Below are 25,645 nucleotides of genomic sequence, written 5' to 3' on the forward strand. Positions count from 1 at the left end.
CCGCCGAACCGTGAGCAAAGCCCCTTTTCCCGCCCGGGAGAGGGGCTTTTCTCACGGTTCGGCGCCGAGCGCACGGGCCGCCGCCCGTAAACTTGGCGCAATGTGGCTGCCGGGAGTGCTCGTCGCGGCCTCCACCGCCGTACTCGCCGGCACCGTCCACGCGCTGGTCCCGTCGCTGCCGCTCCTCACGGTCGCGGTCGTCCTCGGCATCGTCGCCGGCAACGTCCCAGTCGCCCGCCCGGCCCTGACCGGGGTCCTCGCCCCGGGCCTGTCCCTGGCCGCGAGCCGCTTCATGCGCCTGGGCATCGTGCTGCTCGGCCTCAAGCTCAGCCTCGTGGACATTGCGAGCCTCGGCTGGGTGTCCATCCTCAGCACCGTGGCCATCGTGCTGCTCACATTCCTGGGCACCCTCTGGCTCGGCCGCCGGATCGGCCTGACCGGGCATCAGCCGCTCCTGATCGCGACCGGCTTCTCCGTCTGCGGCGCCTCCGCCATCGGTGCGGTGGGCGGGGTCGTCAGGGCGAAGGATGAGGAGACCGCCACCCCGATCGCGCTGGTGACCCTCTGCGGCACGCTCGCCATTGCCGTGCTGCCGCTGCTGTGGCATCCGCTGGGCCTGACCGACCTGCAATTCGGGCACTGGGTCGGCGCCGGCGTGCACGACGTCGGGCAGGTGGTCGCCACCGCCCAGGTCGCCGGGACGGCCGCGCTGGGCGTGGCCGTGGTCGTGAAACTCACCCGGGTGCTCATGCTCGCCCCGCTCGTCGCGGTGGTCGGCCTGCGGGAGCGCCGCCTCGACGCACTCCGGCAGCAGGGCGCCCCGGCGACGGATGCCCCGACCCGCCGCACCCCGATCATGCCCCTGTTCGTGGCCGGGTTCCTGGTTGCGGTGCTCGTGCGCACGGTCGCGCCGCTGCCCGATGCCGTGCTCGTCGCCGCGGACACCGTTCAGACGTATCTGCTCGCCGCCGCGCTCTTCGGGCTTGGAGCAGCCGTGAACCTGCGCTCGCTCGCCCGCACGGGCGGCCGCGCCCTGACCGTCGGCCTACTCTCCTGGACCCTGATCGCGGCGCTCGCGCTGGCGGCGGTGCAGCTCTCCTGACGGGGACGCAGCCGCCCTTCCCGTGGCGCACCTGTCCTGACCGGGGCGCAGCCGCCCTTCCCGGGGCGCAGCCGCCCTTCCCGGGGCGCATCCGTCCTGCCCGAGACTCACCTGCCCGCACCTTCGCCCCAACGAATTCGACGGAGATTCTGCCCAAATCGCCCCAAAACAGGCCGGAAACGTGTTTTTAGAGCCGAATCTCCGTCGAATTGGGTCGACGCCGGACACCGCGGGTCCGTTCAGGCGCGGCTCCGCTCAGGCGCGGGCGAGCCAGCCGCCGGGGCCCGCGTTCGGCGTGCGGTTGAGGGCGAAGCGCGACGGGGCGGGGGCGGCGCCCGTGACCAGGTCGGCGAGGATCCGGCCGACCGACGGCGTGAACTTGAAGCCGTGTCCGCTGAAGCCAGCGCCGACGATCACTGGGCCCACCCGGTCGAGCACGAAGTCCTCGTCGACCGTGGTCGTGTACGTGCAGGTCACCGGCTCCAGCACGTCGGCGTCGGCGCCGGGCAGCCACTCGCGCACGTACCGCTGCAGGGCGGCGAGCTGCACCGGCTCCGGGCGGAAGCTGCGCGCATCCGGGTCGGTCCCCGGGCCCACGCCGTGCCAGCCGGCCTTGACCCCCTGCCCCGGGGTGTACATGCCGTAGACCGGTGAGTACCACCACGCGTAGCGCGGGTCCGACCGGTCGGGCGCATGGTTGAAGCCGGGCCACTCGGTCCCTGCCCGGTGCAGCGCGGCCGGCGTGGTGTCGCGCAGGGCGAAGTGCGCCGGCTGCTCCTGCGTCACCGTGAGGCGGGGCGTCGCAAGCACGCCCGCGAGCAGGCCGCTGGTCCAGGCCCCGACCGTGACGACCACGCGCCGGGCCGTGATGCTGCCGTTCTCGTGGGTCACGCGAACCCGGTCGTCGCCCTGAACGTCCAGACGCAGCACCCGGACGCCGTGCCTGACCGAAGCCCCGGCGGCGACGGCCGCGGCCTGCAGTGCGGTCACCGCGGCATCCGCGTTCAATCGACCGGCGTCCGGATTGTGCAGCACCCGCCCATCGAAGCGGATGCCCGGCCAGCGTTCGGCCGCGGCCTCCGGCACCAGGAACTCGGCCCCCAGCCCCGCGCCGGTCAGCGCCTCCGCCACCCGGTCGAACGCCGGGTTCGCGCCGTGGTTGACGACTCCGACCTGGGCCAGCAGCGCACTGCCCGTCTCCTCTTCCAGCTCCCGCCAGAGCGGCAACGCCTCGGCGAGCATGCCGACATAGGTCGGGTCAGCATAGGCGGTGTTGAAGTTGCGGGAGGCGCCGTGCGAGGCCCCGTTGAGGTGCCCCGGCTCGAAGCGTTCCAGCAGGGTGACCGGGCGCCCCCGCCGGACCAGCTGCCACGCCGTCGCCGACCCCATCGCCCCGCCGCCGATGACGACGGTCTCCACGTTCTCGTCCATGCCCCCATCCTGCCCGACGCGGACGGGATGGTGGGCGGCGACCGAGCCGCGTCGGTGCAGATCACGGCGCGCACGACCATCCGCCGACCTGACGCCGTCCGGGAGCGGGGCGCGGTTACGATGGTCGGATGACAGCGTACGTGTCGGCCCTCGACCTCTTCTCCATCGGGATCGGCCCTTCCAGTTCCCACACGGTCGGCCCCATGCGGGCCGCCCGCACCTTCGCCGACCACCTCCTCGACTCGGGCACGCTGCCCCTCGTCACCCGGATCAGCTGTGCGCTGTTCGGCTCGCTGGGTTCGACCGGGCTCGGCCACGGCACGCCCGACGCCGTCCTGGCCGGTCTGGCCGGGCTCCGGCCCGAGACCTGCGACCCGGCCGCGGTGCGCACCGCCTGGTCCGGCCTGCCCGCCGACGCCATCCTGGTGCTGCACGGTCACGAGATCCCGGTGGCGCGGGACGACATCACCTTCGAACCGCGCACCCGCCTGCCCGGCCACCCGAACGCGCTGACCCTGACGGCGTGGGGCATGGATGCCCGGCCCCTGTTCGAAGAGACGTGGTACTCGATCGGCGGCGGGTTCATCCGCCGCGACGGCGACACCGCGGGACCCCGCACGACCCGGACCCAGCCGCTGCAGTTCTCCTCCAGCGCGGAGCTGCTGGCCCTGTGCGACGAGCACGGATTCGGCATCTGCGACGTCGCCCGCGCCAACGAGGAGTCCATCCACGGCGCCGACGGACTCGAGGCCGGCCTCGACGCGATCTGGGACGCGATGCACGTCTGCGTGGAGGCCGGCCTCGTGGCCACCGGCACGCTCCCCGGCGGGCTCAAGGTCAAGCGACGGGCCGCCGCGGTCCGTATGCAGCTGGAAGAATATGACCGGCTGCCGAAGCGGGAGCGCGACACCTCGACCGAGTGGCTGCACGCTTTCGCCCTCGCCGTCAACGAGGAGAACGCCTCCGGCGGGCGGGTGGTGACGGCCCCGACCAACGGCGCCGCGGGCATCATCCCGGCGGTCGGCCACTACTACCTGAGGTTCGTACCGGGGGCGGATGCCGCCGGCATCCGTCGCTACCTGTTGACCGCCGTTGCGATCGGCTCGCTGGTCAAGGCCAATGCCTCGATCTCCGGGGCGGAGGGCGGCTGCCAGGCCGAGGTCGGATCGGCCTGCGCGATGGCATCCGCTGCCCTCTGCGCCGTGCTCGGCGGCACACCGCGACAGGTGGAGAACGCCGCCGAGATCGCGATGGAGCACCACCTGGGCCTGACCTGCGACCCCGTCGGCGGCCTCGTGCAGGTGCCCTGCATCGAACGGAACGCGATCGCGGCCTCCACCGCGGTGTCGGCAGCCCGGCTGGCCTTGCACGGGGACGGCACCCATCTCGTCTCCCTGGACACCGTGATCGAAACCATGCGCCAGACCGGCCTGGACATGATGACCAAGTACAAGGAGACCAGCGAGGGCGGCCTGGCGGTCAACGTCATCGAATGCTGAACCGCGGCCTAGACTGACACTGCCGTGCGGGGGACGCGCGGCGCTCACCTTGGGGGGAAAATGCGCTCCACACAGCGTCGCCTGGCAGCCGGTGGGCTCGGCATCACGGTAGTGGCGGCTGCGCTGCTGGGCCTGGCCGGATGCGCCGCCGCGCCGGCACCCGTCGTCACGGCGACCGTGACGGTCACGCCCACGCCGACGCCCACACCCACCCCCACTCCTGCTGCGGTGCCGGTCCCGCCTGCTCTGCCGGCACCGGCGCCCACCATCACGCCCAATGCGGAGGCCGCCCCGGCCGAACCGCTGCCCGAGGGCCCGGCAAACGACCTGGGCTCCACGGCGGGCGCCCTGGGCGCGGCGACCCGGGACGGGTCGGGCAACCTGCTCAGCTACACCGTGGTCGAGGGAGACGATTTCTTCGCGATCGCGCAGCGTTTCGACGTGCCGGTACAGCAGCTGCTGCGGATGAACCCGTCGGTGTCGGGGCTCGGCGAGGACATCTACATCCGCGATGTCATCAACCTGGACTGGACCACCACCCGCTAGCAGCGCCGCCCACCGGCCGCCGCACCCGCCGCCCGCCGCACCCACCGCCGGCCGCCCCTCGTCCGGCCCACCAGCCGCCGGCCGCTGAACGAATTCGACGGAGATTCTGCCGAAAATGCCCTAAATCAGGGCATTCGGGGTCGTTTCGGGCAAAATCTCCGTCGAATTGGTTAGGGGACGTGCGGACCCCGGCCGGGGAACCGGCGGCGGGAGCCGCGGTGCGAGCCCGACCGGCAGCGGGAACCAGCACCGCGAGCCGCGGAACCGTCTAGTGCGTCAGCAGGTTCACGCGCTCGATCACGTTGATCACGCGCAGCGCGTCCTCCGGGTCGACCGGGACCGGCCCCCCGCGCAGCAGGGCGTCGGCCAGTCCGCTGTAGAACGCCCCGTAGGCGCCGCGCTCGGTGGGCACTCGGGTCAGCGCGCCGTCACGGCCGAGCATGCCCCAGGCGGATTCCGGGTCCACCCCGAAGTCCGGGTCGGTCGGGCTGGCGCCTGCCGCGAGGGCGGTCTCCTGGCCGTCGAGGCCCCACTTGGTGTACCCGGATTCGGAGCCGAGCACGCGGAAGCGTGGGCCGACCTGCGCGGCGATGCCGTTCATCCACAGGTGTGAGCGCACCCCAGACCCGTGATGGAGGGCGACGAAGGTGTCGTCATCGGCGGCGCCGCCCGGGCGCCGGGTCAGGGTCTCCGCGTAGACGTCATCGACCGGGCCGAAGAGCTGCAGGGCCTGGTCGATCAGGTGTGCGCCGAGGTCGAAGAGTACCCCGCCACCCTGCTGGATGGTCGCGCCGACCTTCCACGACTTGGTCTGTTCCGGCTTCCACCACTCGAACCGGGACTCAAACCGGCGCACCTCACCCAGCGCCCCCTCGGCGAGCAGCGCACGCAGCGTGAGGAAGTCGCCGTCCCAGCGCCGGTTCTGGAACACGGTGAGGAGCAAACCGAGTCGCCGGGCCTTCTCGATCAGGTCACGGCCCTCCCATGGTTTCACTGCGAACGGCTTGTCGACGACCACGGCAAGGCCGGCGTCGAGGGCGGCGTTCGCGAGCTCGACGTGGGTGGCCGACGGGGAGCCGATCACGACCAGGTCCAGGTCGTCGGCGGCCGCGAACAGGTCTTCCACGGTCGGCACCAGGCGCGCCTGAGGGTATCGGGTCGTCGCGGCGTTGAGCCGGGCCGGGTCCCGCGTCACGATCAGGTCGAGCGAGAAGTCGGGGTTCGCGGCGAGGAGCGGGCTATGGAAGACGCGCCCGGAGGTGCCGAAACCGATCAGGCCGGTGCGGATGGGGGCCGTTGCAGGCTGAAACTGGGGCATGTTCCCCACGGTACTCCGCGGACGGCTCCCCGGCACGGGCTCCCCGGCACCGACTCGCCTAGAGCCGGTCCACCCCGGTCACGCGCAGCACGGCGGCGCCGAGTTCGTCCGATGCGGCCAGGTCGACCGTGGCGCTGATGCCCCAGTCGTGGTCCCCCGCCGGGTCGTCGAAGATCTGCCGGGCGGTCCAGACGGATGCACCCTCCTCCAGGATCAACAGGCCGGCACTGCGCGCATTCGCCCCGGTGAGCAGCTCGTCATGCTCGGCGTAGTAGCCGTCCATGGCGTCGCCCCAGGCATCCGCGTGGAAGCCGTGTTCCCGGTCGAGTTCGCCCAGCGCATCGTAGTTCTCGAGCGCGGCCAGCTGCACCCGCCGGAACAGTTCGTTGCGCACCAGGATGCGGAACGCGCGGGTGTTGGTGGTCAGGCGGCGCGGCGCCGGCGGCAGCACCGACTGCGCGGCATCCGAGTGCACGGCCAGGTCCGGGTGGATGAGCTCCTCCCACTCGTCGAGCAGGCTCGAGTCCACCTGGCGCACCAGTTCGCCCAGCCACTCGATCAGGTCGAGCAAGTCCTCGGTCTTGGCGTCGTCCGGGATGGTCTGCCGGGCCGCCCGGTAGGCGTCCGAGAGGTAGCGGAGCACGACGCCCTCGCTGCGGGCGAGCTTGTAGTAGGCCACGAACTCGCCGAACGACATCGCCCGCTCGTACATGTCCCGCACGACGGTCTTCGGGCTGAGCTCGAAGTCGGCGATCCAGGGCTGGGATTCCTTGTAGGTGGCGAAGGTGTAGTCCAGCAGCTCCTCGAGCGGCTTGGGCCAGGTGACCTCCTCGAGCAGCGCCATCCGTTCGTCGTATTCGACGCCCTCGCGCTTCATCGCGTTCACGGCCTCGCCGCGGGCCGCGAACTGCTGTCCCATCAGCACCGGGCGCGGGTCGTCGAGGGTGGCCTCGAGGATGGAGATCATGTCGAGGGCGTAGTGGCCGCTGCCCGGGCCGGCCACGTCGGGGTCGGCGTCGAGCAGGTCGAAGGCGGCGAGCGCGAACGGCGACAGGGGCTGGTTGAGGGCGAAGTTGGGCTGCAGGTCGACGGTCAGACGGATGTCCCCGCCCGCGCTCTGTTCCACGATCCCCGCCGCCCGCAGGGTCTTGTAGATCCCCAGGGCGCGCCGGGCGTGCGCGAGCTGACGCTTCCACGGTTCGTGGTTGTCGAAGATGAGGTCGTAGACATGGGCGAACGCGTCCCCGCCGCGGCCGATCACGTTGATCAGCATGGCCGCGGTCATCTGCATGCTCGAGTTCATGGTTTCCGGTTCGGCCGCAACGAGCCGCTGGAAGGACGGCTCACCCCAGGAGACGAATCCCACGGGCGCCTTCTTGCGGATGATCTTGCGCTTCTTCTTCGGGTCGTCGCCGGCCTTTTCGACCGCCTTGAGGTTGTCGGTCTCATGGTCGGGCGCCTGGATGACCACGGTTCCGGCCGTGTCGTAGCCGGCCCTGCCCGCGCGTCCGGCGATCTGGTGGAATTCGCGGGCGTTGAGCTGGCGCATCTTGACGCCGTCGTACTTGGTCAGCGCGGTGAACAGCACCGTGCGGATGGGCACGTTGATGCCCACGCCCAGGGTGTCCGTGCCGCAGATCACCCGGAGCAGGCCGCGCTGGGCGAGCTGCTCGACCAGGCGCCGGTACTTGGGCAGCATGCCGGCGTGGTGCACGCCGATCCCCATCCGGATCAGCCGGGACAGCGTTTTGCCGAAGCTCGTGGTGAAGCGGAACTCGCCGATCAGGTCGGCGATCGCCTCCTTCTGTTCCTTGGTGGCGACCTTGACGCTGCTGAGCGCCTGCGCCCGTTCGAGGGCGGCGGCCTGCGCGAAGTGCACGATGTAGACCGGCGCTTGCCCGGTCTTGAGCAGCTCCTCGACCGTCTCGTGCACGGGCGTGGTCTCGTAGTAGTAGTGCAGCGGCACCGGCCGTTCGACCCCGGTGACGACCGCGGTGGGCCGGCCGGTGCGCCGGGAGAGGTCGTCGGCGATGAAGGTGACGTCGCCGAGGGTCGCCGACATCAGGATGAACTGCACCCGCGGCAGCAGCAGCAGCGGCACCTGCCAGGCCCAGCCGCGGTCCGGGTCGCCGTAGAAGTGGAATTCGTCCATCACGACCTGGTCGACGGGGGTGTCCTCGCCGTTTCGCAGCGCCAAGTTGGCGAGGATCTCCGCCGTGCAGCAGATGATCGGGGCATCCGAGTTGACCGAGGAGTCGCCGGTCATCATGCCCACGTTCTCGGCGCCGAAGATCTCGACCAGCGCGAAGAACTTCTCGCTGACGAGGGCCTTGATCGGCGCGGTGTAGAAGCTGCGCTTGCCGGCCGAGAGCGCGGCGAAGTGTGCGCCGACGGCGACGAGCGATTTGCCGGTCCCGGTCGGGGTGCTCAGGATCAGGTTCGCCCCCGACACGATCTCGATCAGGGCTTCCTCCTGGGCCGGGTACAGTGACAGCTCCTGCTCCCCCGCCCACGTTTCGAAGGCCTCGAAGAGCACGTCGGGATCGGTGACGTGCGGGAGGGCGGTGAGGGTAGCCATGATCCTTCGATCCTGCCCTATTCCTCTGGGCGTCCGCTGCGCCCGGGCGCCCGCCGGTCGCGGTCAGGCCGCACTGCGCTCCGCGTCGGCCCGCCGGGCCCGGTGGATTCCGTACTCCCGCCAGGTGAGGTAGACGACGATGAGGTCGAACGCGGTGAGGGCCACGATGCCCCAGGAGAAGGCCACCGCCAGCTGGTAGCACTGGTACACGATGAAGACCAGGAGGAACCCGATCATCCACGGATACGCCCACAGTTTGTCCCTGAGCACCGCCCAGACGAGCACGACTTTCACCAGCCCGTGGAGGAGCAGATAGACCGCCGCGAAGATCGAGGCGGACACGCTGATTCCGTCGGCGAGGTGCCGCAGGCCGTTAGCGACCAGGTCGTGCGGGTCTTCGGAGAGCTCGTGCTGGGTCAGGAACCGGGTGATCGCCCCGATCTGCGCGGGCGACACCAGCAGCAGCAGGACGCCGCCGACGATCTCCAGGACCCCGTCGAGGCCTTTCAGGATCACGCTGACGCGGAAGGTGGTGTCCAGCAGGCGCCCGGGCTGACGCGCGCTCATCGCTCTCCGTGTTCCGCGGGAACCGTCGGCTCGGCGGCCGTGGACCCTGCCTGCAGAAAGGGCGGGGGCTGCTGGCCGGATGGGGACTGCGGAATGGTCACTGTAGCCGTGAAACCGCCGCCCGGCCGGTTGGCGAGCCGGACTCCGCCCCTCGAGCTCGAGACGATTGCCCGGACGATGGCCAACCCGAGGCCGCTGCCGCCGAGGGCGCCCCCTCTTTGCCCGTCCGGGCGAGTGAAGCGGTCGAACGCGATGCCGATGAAATCGTCCGGCATCCCTGGCCCGGTGTCTTCGACCGACAGCCGAAGTTCGGTGCCGTGCTGCACCAGCCGCGCGTGGACCTCCCCCGACTCCGGCGCTGCCCGCAGCGCGTTGCTGATCAGATTGTCGACGACCTGGGCGAAGTGCGCCACGGCGATCGGGTATTCGAGGTCGTCCGAGGCGTCCTCCACGTCGAACTCCACGGCGATGGACTTGTCCAGGGCCAGCAGCCGAGCCCGGTCCGATGCGGCGGCGAACTCGGCGCTGAGTTCCCGCCAGGGTGAGGACTGCGCAATCTGCCCGGCGTCGAGCGATGACAGGGTGAGCAGGTTCGTCGCCAGCACGGACAGCCGATCCACGGAGTTTTCGGCCAGGCGCAGGTCGTCCGTGAGGGCAGTCGCGTTGCCCTCGCTCAGGTGGGCGAGCTCGAGCTGGATCTTGAGCAGGGCGATCGGGGTGCGCAGTTCATGGCTGGCATCAGAGACCATCTGCTTTTCCCTGGCGGCGGTGGAGCGGACACTGGCGATGAAGTCGTTCAGGGTGATGGCGAGATCGGCTAGTTCATCCTGGGCCGGACCTACCGGCAGGGGTTCGGAAGACCCGCTGGCGCGAAGTTCTTCGGCACGACGCCGCATCTGCGAGACGGGTCGCAACGCCGCCGTGGTCAGGAGCCACGACGCCAGTCCGAACCCCGCGAGCAGCATCACGGCGCCGATGATCAGCACCTTCGTCACGTTCGCCAGCACGATCGCCGTCAATCGCAGGTCGCGCGTCGCCACCACGTGCCACGCACCATCCGCTGTGGGGACCGTGCGCACGACCACCAGGTAGTCGGCGCGCGGTTCGTGGACGATGTGGGAGCCGTCCGCCAGCTCGGTGAGGCGGCCCAGCCCGTCGGACAGCGCGTCCGGAAGATTACTGACGACGACCGCCCCGTCCGGACTCACAACGGCCACATGCTGTTCCCCGGCCGGCGGGTCGATCTGGTCCGGATGCGACTGGATGTCCGTCAGGTACGGGGTGCTGGCGTCGTAGAGCAACTTCTTGTCGGAGTTGATCTGCACCTGCTCCATCTGCAACCGGAAGATGAACGAGGCCGCCGTCAGCAGCACGGCTGCGACGAGGACACTGCCGATGGTGATCTTCCAGCGGATCGACAGCCGTCGGATCCAGGTCACTCGTCGACCTTCGCGAGGTAACCCACACCACGCACGGTGACGATGGACACGTTGCTGCCTCGGGCCGACAGCTTCTTGCGCAACGTGCTGACGTACTGTTCCACGATGTTGGCGTCGATGTGCGTCGCCGTCCCCCAGACGGACTCGAGAATCTCCTGCCGGGTGAACGGCACCTCCAGCTGGGTGATCAATCCTCGCAACAACATGAACTCATTGGGGCTGAGCGAAAGCGGATGCCCGCCGGCCTGCCCTTTTCGGGACTGGGAATCCAGCGTCACGTCGCCCGCGGTGACCTTGATCCACTGCTCCGCCGGGTCTCGCCGGATCAGCGCCCGGATCCTCGCGGCCAGCTCGGCGAAGCTGAACGGCTTGGTCAGGTAGTCGTCCGCGCCGGCATCGAGCCCGGTCACCCGGTCATCGACGGCATCACGCGCGGTGAGCAGAAGCAGGGGCATGGCGTTGCCCGTTTCGCGCACGTGCCGGCAGATCTCGAAGCCGGACATCCGGGGCAGCATCACGTCGACGACGGCCGCGGCGAATTTTCTGTTCGCCAGGTTGATCAGCGCGTCGACACCGTTGTCCACGAGCACGGTCTCATACCCCTCCGCCTGGATCCCGCGCTCGAGAGCGAGGCCCATCTGCGCATCGTCTTCGACGATGAGGATCGATCTCACTGGTGGATTCTCCCGTCCCGCATGTCCACAAAACTACTTCATCGCCCGGGGAACGCGCCCGGAGGTCATACCCGGCGCTTCCTGTACACAGTTACAACTTAAAACCCCTGATTTACCGGTACATCGTCATTTTCGCCGCCGAGCATTGCACTATGACCTCAACGCTCGCTCGGACCTCCGCTGGGATCGAGCCGGCCGCGCGCCCGAGCTCAGACCGGTGGCGCCTGGCAGCGGGCCTCGGAGCAGTCGGCTTCGTCGTGTCGGTTGCCGGCTCGTGGATCCCCTCTTTCTGGGGCGACGAAGCCGCGAGTGTGATGTCGGCTGAGCGCTCGCTGCCCACCCTGATCGACATGCTGAAGAACATCGACGCGGTGCACGGCGTCTACTACCTCTTCCTGCACTTCTGGATTCAGGTGTTCGGCGCCTCGGAGCTCTCGGTGCGACTGCCCAGCGCGATCGCCGTCGGCTTCGTCGTCGCCGGAACGTTCGTCCTCGGGCGGATGCTGCTGAGCCGGAACGCGGGTATCGTCGCCGCCGTCATCTGCACGGTGCTGCCCCGCACCAGCTACCTCGGGGCTGACGCTCGCTCGTACGCTTCCTCCACCGCCATCGCGGTCTGGGTCACGATCCTGTTCCTGATCCTCCTCCGGCACCGGTTCGGCTCCGTGGTGTCCCGCCGTCTCGCCTGGGCCGGTTACGCGGTCGGCCTGGCCGTCGGAATCTACGTGTTCCTCTACCTCGGGCTGCTTCTGGTGGTGCACGGGGCTTTCCTCCTCAGCTCCCGGGCCGGCCGGGACCACCTGAAGGAGTGGGCACCGGCGGCCGGCGTCGCCGTCGTAATGGCCCTTCCGATCGTTCTGCTGGGGTATGCCCAACGAGAACAAATCGCTTTCCTGGCCCATCGCGGGTACGCCACGGCACAGTCGGTCGTGGTCGCCCAGTGGTTCGGGAACCCGTTCCTCGCCGCTGCCGGCTGGCTGTTGCTCGGTGTTGCCGCCGTCGCCGCGATCGGGGCGTGGCGGCGAAGCCCCGGCAACCCGCCTCCTGTTCTGCTCGCGCTGCTCTGGGTGGTCCTTCCGACGCTGGCCCTGCTGGGGCTCAACGCGGCGACCCCCGCCTACAACCTCCGCTACGTCTCTTTCTGTGTGCCCGCGGTCGCCCTGTCCCTGGCCGCCGGCATCGACGCTGTCAGGCCCCGGTCGGCTCGGATCGCCCTGTTGCTGCTCCTGCTGGTCCTGGCTGCCCCCACCGACGTGCTCCAGCGCGGCCCCTACGCCAAAGACGCCGGCAGCGACCTGGCCCAGGCCTCCGCGATCCTCGGTCGGCAAGCGCGGCCCGGTGATGCCGTCGTGTTCGACGAAACGACCGCCCCCCGCCAGCGCCCCCGGCTGGCGCTGCACCTCTACCCCGACGATTTCCGGGGCCTGCGGGACGTCACCCTCAAGACGCCGTACCAGGCCAGAGGACGACTGTGGGACACCACCTACCCGGTCGCCGACGTCACGGCCCGCCTCGCGCCCGCCGATCGGGTGTGGCTGGTCGAAATCACGGGCAGCCCCGACAACGTCCGGGGCAGCGCCCTCGGTGCGCTGGAGAGTGAAGGGTTCGAGGTCGTCTCCACCCGGATGGCCCACCGCACGATCGTCTACGAACTGGACCGGCGATCATGACTCCCGACCACCCCGATGGGAAGAGGAATACCGTGGATGTCTCCGTCATCGTCCCGACCTTCAACGAGGCGCCGAACGTGCCGGAACTCGTCCGGCGGATCGAAACCGCCTTGGAGGGACGCACGGCCGAAATCGTCTTCGTCGATGATTCGACCGACGACACTCCGGCCGCGATCCTGCGCGCGGCCGCCCGGGCGCAGATCCCGGTGCGACTCATCCACCGGGACCACCCGGCCGGAGGACTCTCCGGGGCTGTTCTGGGCGGCCTGGCCGCGACCGTCGGCGAGTGGTGCGTCGTGATGGACGGCGACCTGCAGCATCCGCCGGAACTCATCCCGGTTCTGCTGGCGTCGGGCGTCGACCAGGTCGCCGACGTCGTGGTCGCCTCGCGCCATATCAGCGGCGGATCGTCCGCGGGCCTGAGCGGGTTTGTCCGCCGGCTGGTGTCTTCGGCGGCGACCGTTCTCACCCGGGCCATGTTCCCGACCCGGCTCCGCAACTGCACCGACCCGATGACCGGGTTCTTCGCCGTCAGGCGGTCGTCGGTGGATCTCGGTTCGCTCCGGCCGCGCGGGTTCAAGATCCTGCTCGAGATCCTGGCGCGCAATGCGGTCACGGTCGTCGAGGTGCCGTTCGTGTTCGGGGAACGTCACGCGGGTGAGTCGAAGGCCGACTTCCGCCAGGGCTTGCGGTTCGTGACTCAGTTGGCGACGCTCCGATTCGGCCGGCTGTCCGGATTCGCGCTGATCGGCGCGCTCGGAGCGGTGGGCAACCTCGCGATCATGGCCCTGCTGCAGGCGTTCGGCGTCTGGTACCTGCTGGCGGCGATCATCGCCGCCGTGGTCACGATGGTGACGAACTTCCTGCTGCAGGAACGGTTCGTCTTCCACGACCTCCGGGAAGAGGGGCGACACGTCTGGACTCGACTGGCGCAGTCATTCGGTTTCAACGGGGCGGAGACGACGCTCCGCACGTACCTGCTCTGGGTGGTCGTCAGCGTGACGTCCATCCCCAGTGTCGCGGCCCAGGCGGCGCTGCTCACCGCCGGTTTCGTGCTTCGGTTCGTGTACCACTCCCGCGTGGTCTACCGGCCGAAGCGCACGTCGTCCGCGGGCTACGGCGTCGAGGCCGCGCCGGGCTTCCTCGCGGACCGGTCCGCGGGGAACGACGCCAGGGCGCGGTAGAGACCCCGTCTGTCCTCGAGCTATCCGGGCAGGGCCCCTGGGTCTACATTCGGGGCAAGCATCGGCCCGTCGGAGGGGACTCATATGCGCTGGCACCGAAAGAGAATTCCCGTACCGGGCGGCTCGAACCGACCCGCTCCAGTCTGGTCGACGCGCTCCGTGCCAACGCGTCGAATGTGCGCCGCTACATGGTCACGACCACGGCCCTCGGGCTCGTGCAGGGCACCCTCAACGCACTCGCGCTGGTGGTCCTCGCCGTTCCGGGCGCCTTCCTCTGGGGGTTGCTGTCGTTTGTGTGCAGCTACATCCCGAATGTCGGCTACCTGATCGCGATCGTCCCGCCCGTGGTCTTCGGATTCCTCGAAGGCGGCTGGTCCACGGCGATCTCCGTGATCGTCGTCTACACCCTCGTGAACGCGGTCGTGCAGGGCGCCATCCAGACCCGACTGGTCAGCAACGCCGTCGCCCTCAGCCAGACCATAACCTTCGTTTCCGTGATGTTCTGGTCGGTGATCATGGGGCCGATCGGTGCGCTGCTGGCCATCCCCCTCACGTTTCTCGTGCGAACGATCCTCGTCGATTCCGATCCCCGGTCACGGTGGTGGCGCCCTCTGCTCGGCGACCTGGCGGCGACGCGGGCCCTGATGACGCGGGAGGCGGCCGAGCGGAAAGCCGGGCGCCGGGCCAGGAAGCGCCCTCCGATACCGGTTCCGCCAACCGCACCGCCAACGATCCAGACCGGCTAGGCAGCCCCGCCCCCGTTGGCCCGACCAGGCTCCCCTGACCAGGCTGTCCGCCACAGTGCCCGTTCCGGTCGAGAGTGCCCGCTGTAGCGGGCACTCTCGACCGGAACGGGCACATTCGGGGGCGGAACGGGGGGCGGGTCACATCCCGAGGAGCTTGGCCTTTGCCGCCGCGAACTCTTCGTCGCTGATGACGCCGGCCGTCTTGAGTGTGGCCAATTTCTCGATCTGCGCGCTGAGGTCGTCGCCTCCCGCCGCGGCTGCCGGTTCCGGAGCCTGCTGGGCTTGCTCGGCTTGCCGCGCCTGCTGCGCTTCGTACTGCTGAGCCTCGTACTGCTGCTGCTCGGCGGCGGCCTGCTCGTCGGCCGAGGCCTGGGCCCGTGACTGCTGCCTGCGGTTCACGCCGCCGGCGACGGCCGTCGCGGTTCCGGCCACCACCGCTGTGCGGGCCATCGTGCCGATCAGGCCGGGACGGCCGATTCGTCTGGGCATGCTGATTCCTTTCGCTGTGGCCCGCGGAGCCGGTTGAGCTGCAGGGCCGATGGAGGTGTGGCGATCAGTCCGTGTCGGCGTCGGCTTCGGCGAGCGCCTCGAGCACTTCGTCGACGACGGCTCCCGGAATCCGGACCGTGTCCACGAGCACCCCGCCGGACGAGACGATGGCGTCGCGCAGCGGCTTGAACCAGGTGTGCTCGAAGACGAGGATCGCGGCCGAACTGTCATTTTCCAGGTCTGCCGCAAGTTCTTCGACGTCCTCGTCGGAGACGAGGCCGTTGATCATCTCGATCACGTCGGTCAGCGCCATCGCGTCCTCGTTCACGCCGAGTTCCTCGAACTCCGAGTACGAGATTGTGCCGTCCTCGTCTTTTCGCACGAACACGCCGTCGATGATGCTGATCGTGTCCGTGTCGACGAGGTCGGCCAGTGCCGGGAGGATCTCACCGGTGAACCTGTTTCCGGGGAACGCGATGACCAGTATTTCGATGGGACCAAGCATGGGTGACTCCTCCGATTGAGCATCAGGACACTGGGACGATAAACCCGTTCGGGGGGGTGCATCAAGTGCGGGACCGACTCCCAGCCCGCGTATCTAAGCTGGGCTGATGGTCAGCCGCGACGCCTCCCCGTCCCCCGTGCCGCCCCCGTCGACGTTGTCGTCCCCGACGCCCGAAACGCCGCCCGGGGCATCCTCGCGAACGTCGCGACTGTGGCGGCCCGCCCTCGCGGGCGTGGCCGCCGCGCTGGCCGGCCTCGGGGCGGCCGAGCTGGCCGCCGGACTCTTCGCCCCGGCCGGCAACCCGATCCTGGCCGTCGGAGCGGTGGTCGTCGACCTTGCGCCCGGGTGGCTGAAGGAACTCGTCATCTCCCTGTTCGGCACGGGCGACAAGGTCGTGCTGATCGTCAGCGTGGCGCTCGGCGCCGTCCTCCTCGCCGCCGCGGCCGGGGTTCTCGAATTCCTCCGGCCGCCTGCGGGACGGGTCATCGTCGCGGCGTCGGGTACCCTCGCCGTCGCCGCGGTGCTCACCCGGGCGAACGCGGCGCCCTTCGACGCGATGCCCGCCGTCGTGGCCATGGTCGTCGCCGCGGTGGTGCTCACCCTGCTCATCGTCACGCTCCGCCGCATGCCGGCCGGTGCGCCGGCATCCGCTCCCGACCGTCGGCGCTTCCTCGCCTATGCGGGCGCCGGTGCGGGCCTCGGACTGCTCGCCGCGATCGGGGGCCAGATGATCTCGGCCGGGGTCAGGGCCACGGATGCCGCCCGCGCCCGTTTCACCCTCCCCACGCCGGCCGTGGCCGCGGCACCCGTGCCGGCCGGGGCAGCCCTGGACATTCCCGGCCTCGCCCCGCTGATCACCCCGAACGCGGATTTCTACCGCATCGACACGGCCCTCCAGGTTCCCCGGATCGATCCCGGCGCCTGGACCCTGAAGATCACGGGCATGGTCGAGAACGAGGTCGAGCTGAGCTTCGCCGAGCTGCTCGCCCTCCCCCTCGAGGAGAGCACGACGACCCTCACCTGCGTGTCGAACGACGTCGGCGGAGACCTGATCGGCAACGCGACCTGGCTGGGCTACCCGATCCGCGAGCTTCTCGCGCGGGCCAAGCCGCGCGCGGACGCCGACATGGTCCTCTCCCGCAGCGAAGACGGCTGGACGGCCAGCACTCCGCTGGGGGTGCTCATCGACGACCGCAACGCGATCCTTGCGGTCGGGATGAACGGCGAGCCGCTCCCCCTCGAGCACGGCTACCCGGTGCGGATGGTCGTGCCCGGGCTGTACGGCTACGTCTCGGCCACGAAATGGGTCGTCGAGCTGCACGTCACCCGGTTCGACCAGGAGACCGCCTACTGGACCAGCCGCGGCTGGACCGAACGCGGCCCGGTCAAGCTGTCCTCCCGGATCGACGTGCCCCGGCAGAACGTGCAGATGCCCGCGGGGCCCGTCACGGTAGCCGGCGTGGCCTGGTCCCAGCATGTGGGCATCCGTGCCGTCGATGTGCGGGTCGACGACGGCGGGTGGAACGCGGCGACCCTCGCCGACGCGATCTCCGCCGACACCTGGCGGCAGTGGACCTGGGTGTGGCCGGCCGCCTCCGGACGGCACACGCTCACCGTGCGGGCGACGGATGCCGCAGGGCAGGTGCAGACTTCTACGGTGCGCGATGTGCTGCCCGACGGGGCGACCGGGCTGCACTCGATCCCGGTGACGGTCGGGTAGTCACCCGGGCCCCGGGGCACCGCGACAGAAGCGCTGCCCGGGCGTATCCTCAACACCGAAAACCATGGTGCCGGCGTTGGGCCGTGCCCGGCCTGAGAGGACGTCCATCATGCGCACCCAGACGAAGCTGTCTGCAGCCGACCTGCGACATTTCGAGAAGCTCCTCCGTGCTCAGCGCCACGACCTCGACATCGCCCTCGGTCGCATCGTCACCACGCTCGACGGGGTGATCGAGGCCCGGGGCACGGCCGACGACGAACACGACCCCGAGGGCCCCACCCTGACGATGGAATGGTCCCGCATCTCCGGCGTGCACAGCGACCTGGAGGTCAAATCAGCCGAAATCGACCGGGCGCTCGTGCGGATTGCGAACGGCAGCTACGGGTTCTGCACCCGCCGGGGCGAACCTATCGGGCGCGCCCGGCTGGACGCCAGACCCGCCGCGGAACTCTGCATCGACTGCGCCCGCGAGCTGGAGGCCCAGCTCAAGGCCTGAGTCGTTTCGGGGCTGGGTTGGATCAAGACTGAAGCGGTGTCACGGGCCGGCTGCGAGATAGAGCACGGCGAGGAGTCCCAGCATGACCGTCGAGCCGGCCAGGGCGGGCAACGGCCACGCACCGCTGGGCGGCAGGGACGCGGACCGCGTGAGCGCGGCGTGGGCGCGGCGATAGCGCACACTCACGCCGAGGTAGGCCGCGATCGCCAGGGCCAGCCCGACCATGCCGGTGGCCACGGCGACGGCTCCCCGGTCCGGTGCGGTCAGGCGCACTCCGACGGCGACGAAGGCGGTGAGCGAAAGCACCGTGCGCTGCCAGGCGAGCAGGGTTCGCTCGGGCTGCAGCCCCGGGTCGAAGGGCCGCTCCGAGGTCACAGGAACATTCCGGCCGCGATCAGCAGGCCGGCCACCACCACTCCGGCCGCAAGGATGCCGGACAGTGCCGGCGCTGGCAGCGGCCGGTTCTGGCGCATCGACCGTTCGATGCGCATCCAGCTGATCCACGCGTGCGCCGGGGCGATGAGCCCGAGGGCGACGAAGAGGCCCGACGCCGAGAGACGGAAGTCGGCGCGGATGGGCAGCGGCAGCGCCTCCAGCGCCACCCCGGCGGCGATCAGGGCGAGCGCGGTGCGGATCCAGGCGAGGAAGGTGCGCTCGTTCGCCAGGCTGAACCGGGGGTCAGGCTCCTGACCGTGCCGGTAGACCGAGCTGGGAAACCGTGTCACGACGTGTCCTCTCGAAAATGCACCGCGGTGCGGACTGACCCCGTCTCGGCGCGCACCGGTGCCCGTTCCGTTCCGTTCCGTTCCGGACCGCGACACCACAGTACCCGCCGGACGGTCCGGCTGGTCCGCCGCCGCCGCCGGCCACCCGTCGCCGGCCGCCCGTCTGTGGCCCAGGCGGTGTCCGCGGTAGCCCCGCGCCCCTGTCGAATTCGACGGAGATTTTGCCCGAAACGGCCTCAAACCCGCCGGAACGGCCGATTTGCAGCAAAATCTCCGTCGAATTGGTTCGGGGCCGACCGGAGACGGGGGCTAGGCCTCGTCGGTCACCGCCGCGGCGAACTGCGCGTTGTAGAGGGCGTGGTAGGCGCCGCCGGCGGCGAGGAGCTCATCGTGCGTGCCCAGTTCGACGATCCGGCCGGCCTCCATCACCAGGATCAGGTCGGCGTCCCGAATCGTGGAGAGGCGGTGCGCGATCACGAAGCTGGTGCGGTCGGCGCGCAGGGCGCTCATCGCCTTCTGCACGAGCACCTCGGTGCGGGTGTCGACGGAGCTGGTCGCCTCGTCGAGGATCAGCACGCTCGGCTTCGCGAGGAAGGCGCGGGCGATGGTGAGCAGCTGCTTCTCGCCGGCGCTGACGTTGCCGCCCTCGTCGTCGAGGACCGTGTCGTAACCGTCCGGCAGCGTGTGCACGAACCGGTCCACGTAGGTGGCGCGCGCCGCCGCGAGGATCTCCTCCTCCGAGGCATCCGGTCGGCCGTAGGCGATGTTGTCGCGGATGGTGCCGCCGAAAAGCCAGGTGTCCTGCAGCACCATGCCCATCCGGCCTCGCAGGTCGTCCCGGGTCATCCCGCTGACGTCCACACCGTCGAGCGTGATCCGGCCGGCGTCGAGCTCGTAGAAGCGCATCATCAGGTTGACCAGAGTGGTCTTTCCGGCCCCGGTCGGACCCACGATGGCGACGGTCTGGCCGGGCTCGGCCACCAGGCTGAGGTTCTCGATCAGCGGTTTGTCGGGGGTGTAGCGGAAGGAGACGTCCTCGAAGGTCAACCGTCCGTGCACGACCTCGGGGCTCGTCGCCGGCTCCGGGTCCGGGCTCTGCTCCTCCGCGTCGAGGAGGGCGAACACCCGCTCGGCGGAGGCGACCCCGGACTGCAGGAGGTTCGCCATCGATCCGAGCTGGGCGAGCGGCTGGGTGAACTGCCGGGAGTACTGGATGAACGCCTGCACGTCGCCGAGCTGCATCGCGCCGGACGCCACCTGGAGGCCGCCGGCGACGGCGATGGCCACGTAGACCAGGTTGCCGATGAACGTCATCGCGGGCATGATCAGGCCGCTGACGAACTGGGCGCCGAAGCTGGCCTGGTACAGTTCGTTGTTCTTGGCCCGGAAACGTTCTTCGACCTCCTTCTGACGACCGAACACCTTGACCAGGGCGTGCCCGGTGAAGGTCTCCTCGATCTGACCGTTCAGTTCGCCGGTGTGCGTCCACTGGTCGACGAAGAGTTTCTGCGAGCGCTTCGCGATCAGCACGGTGGTGACCAGCGTCAACGGCACGGTGACCAGGGCGATCACGGCCAGCAGGGGCGAGAGCAGGAACATCATCACGATCACGCCGACGACCGTGAGCAGTGAGGTGACCGCCTGGCTCAGCGACTGCTGCAGGCTCTGCGAGACGTTGTCCACGTCATTGGTGACCCGGCTGAGCAGTTCGCCGCGCTGCACGGTGTCGTAGTACCGCAGCGGCAGCCGGTTGATCTTCGCCTCGATCTCGCTGCGCAGGCGGAACACCGTGCGCTGCACGACCCCGTTCAGCACGTACGCCTGTACGTAGCTGAAGACGGAGGACAGCACGTACAGCACCATCGCCCAGAGCAGCACGGTGGACAGCATCGCGAAGTCGATCCCCAGGCCCGGAGTCAGGGTCATCCCGCTGAGCAGGTCGGCTTTGCCCGTTTCACCGGATGCGCGCAGCTGGTTGATCACGTCAGCCTGGCTCACACCGGCGGGCAGGCCCTTGGAGACGACGCCGGCGAAGATGAGGTTCGTGCCCTCGCCGAGCAGCCTCGGGCCGATCACCGAGAAGGTGACACTTGCGATCGCGAGGAACAGCACCAGCATGAGCCACAGCCGTTCGGGGCGCAACTTGCCCAGCAGCCGCCTGGCCGACGGGCCGAAGTTCATCGCCTTCTCGGCTGGAACGTTCATCCCGCCGAACGGGCCGCCGCCGTGTCCCGGGCCGCGCATGGGCGGACGGGGCGGGGTCTTCGCCGCGGTTGATTCGCTCATGCTGCTTCCTCCGCGGTGAGCTGCGATGACACGATTTCCTGGTAGGTCTGGTTCGATTCGAGCAGTTGCTCGTGGGTTCCGCGGCCGACGATGCGGCCGCCCTCCAGCACGAGGATCTGGTCCGCGTCGATGATCGTCGACACCCGCTGGGCGACGATCACCATCGTGGCGCCGTCGGTGCCCGTGCGCAGCGCCGCACGCAGGCGCGCATCCGTCGCCAGGTCGAGCGAGGAGAACGAGTCGTCGAAGATGTACAGTTCCGGCCGTTTGACCAGGGCCCGCGCGATTGCGAGGCGCTGCCGCTGGCCGCCGGACACGTTCGTTCCGCCCTGTGAGATCGGGGCGTCGAGGCCGTCCTCCATCTCCTGCACGAAGTCTTTCGCCTGCGCGATCGTCAGCGCCCGCCAGAGTTCCTCCTCCGTCGCATCCGGTTTGCCGTAGAGCAGGTTGCTGCGCACGGTGCCGGAGAACAGGTACGGTTTCTGCGGCACGAGGCCGATGTGCCCCCACAGCAGGTCCGGTTTGAGTTCGCGCACGTCCACGCCGTCCACGAGTACCTTGCCGCTGGTGGCGTCGAAGAGCCGGGGCAGCAGGTTCACCAGGGTGGTCTTGCCCGAGCCCGTGCTGCCGATGATGGCCGTCGTCTCCCCGGAGTGCACGAGGAAACTCACGTTGCGCAGCACCGGCTGCTCGGCGCCCGGGTAGGCGAAACCGACGTCCACCAGCTCGAGTTCGCCCTGCCCGACGGTCTCATTGATCGGGTGCGCTGGCGGTCGCACGCTCGACGGGGTGTCGAGCACCTCGCCGATCCGGTCCGCGGAGACGGTCGCTCGGGGGATCATCACGGCCATGAACGTGGCCATCATCACGGCCATCAGGATCTGCATCAGGTAGCTGAGGAATGCGATCAGGGTGCCCACCTGCATGGATCCGTCCTGGATCCGGAACGCGCCGAACCAGATCACTGCGACACTCGAGACGTTGAGCACGAGCATGACGACGGGGAACATCAGGGCCATCAGTCGGCCGGCGCGGAGGGCAGTGTCCGTGACGTCTTCGTTGGCCCGGCCGAAGCGTGCCGACTCGACGTCCTCGCGAACGAAGGCCCGGATCACCCGGATGCCCGTGAGCTGCTCCCGCAGCACCCGGTTGACGGTGTCGATCCTGGTCTGCATCAGCCGGAACAGCGGAACCATCCGCACGATGATCAGCCCGACCCCGATCAGGAGCACGGGCACGCTGACGGCGATCAGCCAGGACAGCTGGACGTCCTGCCGGATGGCCATGATCACGCCGCCGATCGAGAGGATCGGCGCGGACACCATCAGGGTGGAGGTCATCAGGACGAGCATCTGAACCTGTTGCACGTCATTGGTCGACCGGGTTATCAGCGAGGGCGCTCCGAACCGGGTGACCTCCTGCTCGGAGAATTCACCGACCCGGGTGAAGACGGCACCGCGCAGGTCACGCCCCAGCGCCATGGCCGCCTTGGCCCCGAAGTAGACCGCCGTGATTGCCGCGAGGATCTGCAGGAGCGTGATCGCCAGCATCAGGCCGCCGGTCTGCAGGATGTACCCGGTGTCGCCCTTGGCCACGCCCTCGTCGATGATGTCGGCATTGAGCGTGGGCAGATAGAGCGACGCGATCGACTGAACGAGCTGGAAGAACACGACGGCCGCCAGCAGCCGCCAGTAGGGCCGCAGGTACTTCACAAGCAATTTCCACAACATCGGTTCTCCTAGGGGGTGGCGATCGGCCGGGCGGGTGCACCGGCAATGCCGTAGAGGATGAGGGCGGTCAGCTCGTCGTCGTCGAAGGCGGCACCGGACCGGATCTGGGGCACGGATGCCGCGAGCGCGACCATCCGGATGATCTGCGCCGCCCGGATCGGCGGCACGCTCAGGCGCGCGAAGTCCGGGGCGAGCAGGTGGGCGAGCATCTCGGTGAACTCGTGCGCGGCCTCATGGGTGTGGGGCCTGCCCATCGATCCGGCCATGTTCAGGATCGTGAAGACCCGGGCGAAGCGCGCACGGAGGAGCCCCACGATGGCGCCCACCCGTTCCTCGAGCGGGAGGGCGAGGTCCACCGCGGCCAGCTGCACCCGGAGCGGCTCCGGATCGAGTTGCCGGGCCACGACGGCCCGGATCAGTTCGTCCTTGCTGTCGAAAGCCCGGAAGATGGTGCCCTCGGCGATGCCGGCGCACTCGGCGATCTGCCGGGTCGTGACGCCCTGGCCGTGTTCGATCAGCAGCGGGGTGACGGCGTCGATGATCATCGACTGCCGGTCCTCGACCGACAGCGACCTGGCTCGGGCCGGCTTCCGCGTCATCCGTTCAGACTAACTGAGTGAGCGCTCACTCACAAGGAGGGATGTGGCGCCCGCCGGGCTTCCGGTGTCCTTCTCGTGGAACACGGCTGCCCGCCAGCGATGCGCCACGGTCATCACCGGGCGCTCGATCAGGCGGTAGCTCAGGTAGCCCACCGTGAGCACGGCCGCGAGGGTGACGACCCACCAGCCGGCGACCATGATCGGGTTGGCGGCGAACGAGCCGGCGATGGTCAGCCAGACGCGACCCGTCACAGCGAGGACGAGCACGTGGCAGAGGTAGACGGAGTAAAACATGTCGCCGAGAACCGTGAGCCGGGACAGGGCGCCGATTCCGCGACGGTGCTCGAGGGCCGTTGCCGCCAGGAGCAGCAGGGCGAACCCGACGCCGAGGGTGAGTGGGCGGTCGAGGCCGGGACCCGCGTAGAGGTCCGCGGGAGTGGTGGCGCCGAAGGAGAGCAGCACGACGATGCCGGTGACGGCCAGCACGGCGGCGACGACCCGGTTGACGTGCCGGAACAGCAGCGCGGCGACCCCGCCGAGGATGAACTCGATGGCCATGGCGTTGGTCGGGAGTTCGAGGTACGGGTTCGCCGAGATGGGGCCGGCCCAGTTCACGATCACCAGCAGGGCGAACCAGACCGCGAGGGCGGACACCAGCATCCGCTCCGGCAGGAACAGGACCACCGCGAACACGACGTAGAACCACACCTCGATCGTCAGCGTCCAAGCCACGAGGAGCAGCGGCAGGATCTCGGTCGGCAGCAGCAGGAAGGACGAGAGAATGTCGATCTGACCGCCCTGGGACGAGTTGATGAACGCGGGGGCCAGGAACAGCACGGGCAGCACGGGCAGCAGCGCCAGGCTGTAGACCCAGTAGGTGGGGTAGATGCGGAAGAACCGGTTCCACACGAATTTGCCCACCTGGCGGGGCGTTCCGTGCTTGCCGCGGGTGGTCAGGACCATGACGAAACCGCTGATCACGAAGAAGAGGTCGACGCCGGACAGCCCTCGGCCGAGGAATTCCGGCAGGATGTTCGTGCCCGAGAAGTACTTCACCTCGGTCGACTGCGGATGGTAGGCCACCACGGCGAGCGCCGCGAACCCTCGGGCCAGTTGCACGGTGTTGAGCTGGGCGGCGGGGCGCTTCACGCGCGGCCGCCGGGTGGTCTGCATCGTCACGGGTGGAGCCTCACTGTCGGCACGAGGGTGAGCGTGCGCTCGAACACTCAAGCGACGATAGCCACCTGCCGGAGGATGATTCGCCCCGGGCGACCGGCTACTCCCGCCGACCATCCCGTAAGCCTAACCCGTGCGGAAGCCGGCCCCTCTGGGCCCATCCGCGGCGGCCGGCCCCGCGTGAACTCACGCGAACAGGTCGGAGATCCAGGCGACGTCCTCGGGCGTCGGCTGCCACTCGTTCGCTTCGAGGGTGTTCTGCACGACCTGCTCCGGCCGCGTGGCGCCGGCGATGACGCTGGTGAGCCCCGGCTGGGCCAGGAGCCAGGCGAACGTGGCCGCGAGCATGGTCACGCCGTGTTCGTCGCAGAACGCCTCGTACTTCTCGATCACGTCCCAGGGGGCCGTCTCGGCCAGATGGGGTCTGAACATCATGATCCGACTGTCGGCCGGGCCCCCGGCACGCGAGAACTTGCCCGTGAACAGGCCGTTGTAGAGCGGGAAGAACGGCAGGAACCCCAGGCCGTAGGCGTTGACGGCCGGCAGCACCTCCTCCTCCGCGTCGCGCACGAGCAGGCTGTACTCGTTCTGCGCGGAGATGAACCGCGGATGCCCGTGCAGCCGAGCCGTGAACTCGGCCTCCGCGATCTGCCAGCCGGCCAGGTTGGAGTGGCCGATGTAGCGCACCTTGCCCTCCCGGATCAGGTCGTCCAGCGTCTGCAGCGTCTCCTCGATCGGCGTGTTCGGGTCGGGCGTGTGCAGCTGGTACAGGTCGATCCAGTCGGTCTGCAGCCGCCGGAGCGAGGCCTCGACGGCCAGGCGTATGTACCGGCGCGAGCCGCGCGCATCCCAGTCCGGCCCGTTCCGGCCGTTCATGTCCATGCCGAACTTGGACGCCAGCACGATCCGGTCCCGCTTGCCCTGCAGAGCGTGGCCCATCAGGGTTTCGCTGAGGCCCCGTTCCGCGCCGTAGATGTCCGCCGTGTCGAACAGGGTGATCCCGGCGTCGACCGCCGTATCGATGACGGCGGAGGTGCCCGCCTGGCTTTGGGTGGCCGTGCCCGCACGACCGAAATTGTTGCAGCCGAGGCCGATCGTGGAGACCATCAGTCCCGAATCGCCCAGCCTGCGGTAGTCGATCTGCGCCATGCCCCCACATTAGGCT

The 25,645-nt window shown here is 69.4% G+C and carries 23 protein-coding genes; 8 read left to right on the forward strand and 15 right to left on the reverse strand.

What is annotated here, in order from left to right; genetic code table 11:
- Positions 1 to 100: 100 nt before the first annotated feature.
- Complete coding sequence (locus E3T42_RS05070; protein WP_134402595.1) at positions 101 to 1,102, forward strand: YeiH family protein; 1,002 nt, start codon at positions 101 to 103, stop codon at positions 1,100 to 1,102.
- A 255-nt stretch (positions 1,103 to 1,357) separates the two neighbouring features.
- On the opposite strand, the gene E3T42_RS05075 is transcribed toward E3T42_RS05070, so the two are convergent.
- The gene (locus E3T42_RS05075) at positions 1,358 to 2,533 is read right to left on the reverse strand and encodes an FAD-dependent oxidoreductase (RefSeq protein WP_134367726.1); all 1,176 of its coding nucleotides are present in this window, start codon (positions 2,531 to 2,533) and stop codon (positions 1,358 to 1,360) included.
- A 128-nt stretch (positions 2,534 to 2,661) separates the two neighbouring features.
- On the opposite strand from E3T42_RS05075, the gene E3T42_RS05080 reads away from it, so the two are divergent.
- Positions 2,662 to 4,032 (forward strand): L-serine ammonia-lyase, encoded by a 1,371-nt coding sequence (locus tag E3T42_RS05080; protein ID WP_134367724.1) that lies wholly within the window; start codon positions 2,662 to 2,664, stop codon positions 4,030 to 4,032.
- Between the two features lie 60 nt (positions 4,033 to 4,092).
- Positions 4,093 to 4,578, forward strand: a complete 486-nt coding sequence (locus tag E3T42_RS05085; protein WP_134367722.1) for a LysM domain-containing protein — start codon at positions 4,093 to 4,095, stop codon at positions 4,576 to 4,578.
- Positions 4,579 to 4,846: 268 nt separating this feature from the next.
- Here the strand turns inward: E3T42_RS05085 and E3T42_RS05090 are convergent, their stop codons facing one another.
- From E3T42_RS05090 to E3T42_RS05110, 5 genes are all read right to left on the reverse strand, one after another.
- Positions 4,847 to 5,896 carry a Gfo/Idh/MocA family oxidoreductase gene (locus tag E3T42_RS05090; RefSeq protein WP_134402596.1) on the reverse strand — a complete coding sequence of 350 codons (1,050 nt, stop codon included), beginning with the start codon at positions 5,894 to 5,896 and terminating at the stop codon, positions 4,847 to 4,849.
- A 58-nt stretch (positions 5,897 to 5,954) separates the two neighbouring features.
- Complete coding sequence (locus E3T42_RS05095; RefSeq protein WP_134367718.1) at positions 5,955 to 8,474, reverse strand: RNA helicase; 2,520 nt, start codon at positions 8,472 to 8,474, stop codon at positions 5,955 to 5,957.
- A 63-nt stretch (positions 8,475 to 8,537) separates the two neighbouring features.
- The gene (locus E3T42_RS05100) at positions 8,538 to 9,041 is read right to left on the reverse strand and encodes a DUF2127 domain-containing protein (RefSeq protein WP_134367716.1); all 504 of its coding nucleotides are present in this window, start codon (positions 9,039 to 9,041) and stop codon (positions 8,538 to 8,540) included.
- Positions 9,038 to 10,480, reverse strand: a complete 1,443-nt coding sequence (locus E3T42_RS05105) for a HAMP domain-containing sensor histidine kinase (RefSeq protein ID WP_134367714.1) — start codon at positions 10,478 to 10,480, stop codon at positions 9,038 to 9,040. The genes E3T42_RS05100 and E3T42_RS05105 overlap by 4 nt, the downstream gene beginning before the upstream one ends.
- Positions 10,477 to 11,154, reverse strand: coding sequence for a response regulator transcription factor (locus tag E3T42_RS05110; protein WP_134367712.1), 678 nt, complete (start codon positions 11,152 to 11,154; stop codon positions 10,477 to 10,479). The genes E3T42_RS05105 and E3T42_RS05110 overlap by 4 nt, the downstream gene beginning before the upstream one ends.
- A 152-nt stretch (positions 11,155 to 11,306) precedes the next feature.
- Here E3T42_RS05110 and E3T42_RS05115 point away from each other — a divergent pair, with 152 nt between their 5' ends.
- The 3 genes from E3T42_RS05115 to E3T42_RS05125 all read left to right on the forward strand — a co-directional run bounded on the left by E3T42_RS05115 (position 11,307) and on the right by E3T42_RS05125 (position 14,754).
- A complete protein-coding gene (locus E3T42_RS05115) occupies positions 11,307 to 12,824 on the forward strand; it encodes a glycosyltransferase family 39 protein (RefSeq protein ID WP_134402597.1) in 1,518 nt (505 codons plus the stop codon).
- A 32-nt stretch (positions 12,825 to 12,856) separates the two neighbouring features.
- Entirely contained in the window at positions 12,857 to 14,008 is a 1,152-nt protein-coding gene (locus E3T42_RS05120) for a glycosyltransferase (RefSeq protein WP_134367709.1), read from the forward strand.
- Between the two features lie 89 nt (positions 14,009 to 14,097).
- Positions 14,098 to 14,754: an AI-2E family transporter gene (locus tag E3T42_RS05125; RefSeq protein WP_370261823.1), complete on the forward strand. Its 657-nt coding sequence runs from the start codon at positions 14,098 to 14,100 to the stop codon at positions 14,752 to 14,754.
- A 138-nt stretch (positions 14,755 to 14,892) separates the two neighbouring features.
- Here the strand turns inward: E3T42_RS05125 and E3T42_RS05130 are convergent, their stop codons facing one another.
- Together E3T42_RS05130 and E3T42_RS05135 are read right to left on the reverse strand one after the other, a co-directional pair.
- The gene (locus E3T42_RS05130; protein WP_134367706.1) at positions 14,893 to 15,243 is read right to left on the reverse strand and encodes an SHOCT domain-containing protein; all 351 of its coding nucleotides are present in this window, start codon (positions 15,241 to 15,243) and stop codon (positions 14,893 to 14,895) included.
- A 64-nt stretch (positions 15,244 to 15,307) separates the two neighbouring features.
- Positions 15,308 to 15,748 (reverse strand): DUF6325 family protein, encoded by a 441-nt coding sequence (locus tag E3T42_RS05135; RefSeq protein ID WP_134367704.1) that lies wholly within the window; start codon positions 15,746 to 15,748, stop codon positions 15,308 to 15,310.
- Between the two features lie 106 nt (positions 15,749 to 15,854).
- On the opposite strand from E3T42_RS05135, the gene E3T42_RS05140 reads away from it, so the two are divergent.
- Together E3T42_RS05140 and E3T42_RS05145 are read left to right on the forward strand one after the other, a co-directional pair.
- Positions 15,855 to 17,468, forward strand: a complete 1,614-nt coding sequence (locus E3T42_RS05140) for a molybdopterin-dependent oxidoreductase (RefSeq protein ID WP_134367702.1) — start codon at positions 15,855 to 15,857, stop codon at positions 17,466 to 17,468.
- Between the two features lie 109 nt (positions 17,469 to 17,577).
- Complete coding sequence (locus tag E3T42_RS05145; RefSeq protein WP_134367700.1) at positions 17,578 to 17,964, forward strand: TraR/DksA family transcriptional regulator; 387 nt, start codon at positions 17,578 to 17,580, stop codon at positions 17,962 to 17,964.
- A 39-nt stretch (positions 17,965 to 18,003) separates the two neighbouring features.
- Here E3T42_RS05145 and E3T42_RS05150 read toward each other — a convergent pair whose 3' ends face one another.
- From E3T42_RS05150 to E3T42_RS05180, 7 genes are all read right to left on the reverse strand, one after another.
- Positions 18,004 to 18,339: a DUF202 domain-containing protein gene (locus E3T42_RS05150; protein WP_166805307.1), complete on the reverse strand. Its 336-nt coding sequence runs from the start codon at positions 18,337 to 18,339 to the stop codon at positions 18,004 to 18,006.
- Positions 18,336 to 18,689: a YidH family protein gene (locus E3T42_RS05155; RefSeq protein WP_134367696.1), complete on the reverse strand. Its 354-nt coding sequence runs from the start codon at positions 18,687 to 18,689 to the stop codon at positions 18,336 to 18,338. The genes E3T42_RS05150 and E3T42_RS05155 overlap by 4 nt, the downstream gene beginning before the upstream one ends.
- Positions 18,690 to 18,998: 309 nt before the next feature.
- Positions 18,999 to 20,975, reverse strand: coding sequence for an ABC transporter ATP-binding protein (locus tag E3T42_RS05160; protein ID WP_134402600.1), 1,977 nt, complete (start codon positions 20,973 to 20,975; stop codon positions 18,999 to 19,001).
- Positions 20,972 to 22,705 carry an ABC transporter ATP-binding protein gene (locus E3T42_RS05165; protein ID WP_134402601.1) on the reverse strand — a complete coding sequence of 578 codons (1,734 nt, stop codon included), beginning with the start codon at positions 22,703 to 22,705 and terminating at the stop codon, positions 20,972 to 20,974. Before E3T42_RS05165 ends, E3T42_RS05160 begins: the two co-directional genes overlap by 4 nt.
- An 8-nt stretch (positions 22,706 to 22,713) precedes the next feature.
- A complete protein-coding gene (locus E3T42_RS05170; protein ID WP_134367690.1) occupies positions 22,714 to 23,304 on the reverse strand; it encodes a TetR/AcrR family transcriptional regulator in 591 nt (196 codons plus the stop codon).
- A gap of 9 nt (positions 23,305 to 23,313) precedes the next feature.
- On the reverse strand, positions 23,314 to 24,477 hold the full coding sequence (locus tag E3T42_RS05175) for an acyltransferase (RefSeq protein ID WP_241975860.1): 1,164 nt from the start codon (positions 24,475 to 24,477) through the stop codon (positions 23,314 to 23,316).
- A gap of 189 nt (positions 24,478 to 24,666) precedes the next feature.
- Complete coding sequence (locus E3T42_RS05180) at positions 24,667 to 25,629, reverse strand: aldo/keto reductase (RefSeq protein WP_134367687.1); 963 nt, start codon at positions 25,627 to 25,629, stop codon at positions 24,667 to 24,669.
- Positions 25,630 to 25,645 lie beyond the last annotated feature (16 nt).

The organism is Cryobacterium sp. TMT4-10, assembly GCF_004403275.1.
GTDB lineage: Bacteria > Actinomycetota > Actinomycetes > Actinomycetales > Microbacteriaceae > Cryobacterium > Cryobacterium shii.

Excerpts from the sequence above, each read along its gene's own strand:
- E3T42_RS05070 (WP_134402595.1), top strand. The coding sequence starts at position 101 with ATGTGGCTGCCGGGAGTGCTCGTCGCGGCCTCCACCGCCGTACTCGCC.
- E3T42_RS05075 (WP_134367726.1), bottom strand. The coding sequence starts at position 2,533 with ATGGACGAGAACGTGGAGACCGTCGTCATCGGCGGCGGGGCGATGGGG.
- E3T42_RS05080 (WP_134367724.1), top strand. The coding sequence starts at position 2,662 with ATGACAGCGTACGTGTCGGCCCTCGACCTCTTCTCCATCGGGATCGGC.
- E3T42_RS05085 (WP_134367722.1), top strand. The coding sequence starts at position 4,093 with ATGCGCTCCACACAGCGTCGCCTGGCAGCCGGTGGGCTCGGCATCACG.
- E3T42_RS05090 (WP_134402596.1), bottom strand. The coding sequence starts at position 5,896 with ATGCCCCAGTTTCAGCCTGCAACGGCCCCCATCCGCACCGGCCTGATC.
- E3T42_RS05095 (WP_134367718.1), bottom strand. The coding sequence starts at position 8,474 with ATGGCTACCCTCACCGCCCTCCCGCACGTCACCGATCCCGACGTGCTC.
- E3T42_RS05100 (WP_134367716.1), bottom strand. The coding sequence starts at position 9,041 with ATGAGCGCGCGTCAGCCCGGGCGCCTGCTGGACACCACCTTCCGCGTC.
- E3T42_RS05115 (WP_134402597.1), top strand. The coding sequence starts at position 11,307 with ATGACCTCAACGCTCGCTCGGACCTCCGCTGGGATCGAGCCGGCCGCG.
- E3T42_RS05130 (WP_134367706.1), bottom strand. The coding sequence starts at position 15,243 with ATGCCCAGACGAATCGGCCGTCCCGGCCTGATCGGCACGATGGCCCGC.
- E3T42_RS05135 (WP_134367704.1), bottom strand. The coding sequence starts at position 15,748 with ATGCTTGGTCCCATCGAAATACTGGTCATCGCGTTCCCCGGAAACAGG.
- E3T42_RS05140 (WP_134367702.1), top strand. The coding sequence starts at position 15,855 with ATGGTCAGCCGCGACGCCTCCCCGTCCCCCGTGCCGCCCCCGTCGACG.
- E3T42_RS05145 (WP_134367700.1), top strand. The coding sequence starts at position 17,578 with ATGCGCACCCAGACGAAGCTGTCTGCAGCCGACCTGCGACATTTCGAG.
- E3T42_RS05160 (WP_134402600.1), bottom strand. The coding sequence starts at position 20,975 with ATGAGCGAATCAACCGCGGCGAAGACCCCGCCCCGTCCGCCCATGCGC.
- E3T42_RS05165 (WP_134402601.1), bottom strand. The coding sequence starts at position 22,705 with ATGTTGTGGAAATTGCTTGTGAAGTACCTGCGGCCCTACTGGCGGCTG.
- E3T42_RS05170 (WP_134367690.1), bottom strand. The coding sequence starts at position 23,304 with ATGACGCGGAAGCCGGCCCGAGCCAGGTCGCTGTCGGTCGAGGACCGG.
- E3T42_RS05175 (WP_241975860.1), bottom strand. The coding sequence starts at position 24,477 with ATGCAGACCACCCGGCGGCCGCGCGTGAAGCGCCCCGCCGCCCAGCTC.
- E3T42_RS05180 (WP_134367687.1), bottom strand. The coding sequence starts at position 25,629 with ATGGCGCAGATCGACTACCGCAGGCTGGGCGATTCGGGACTGATGGTC.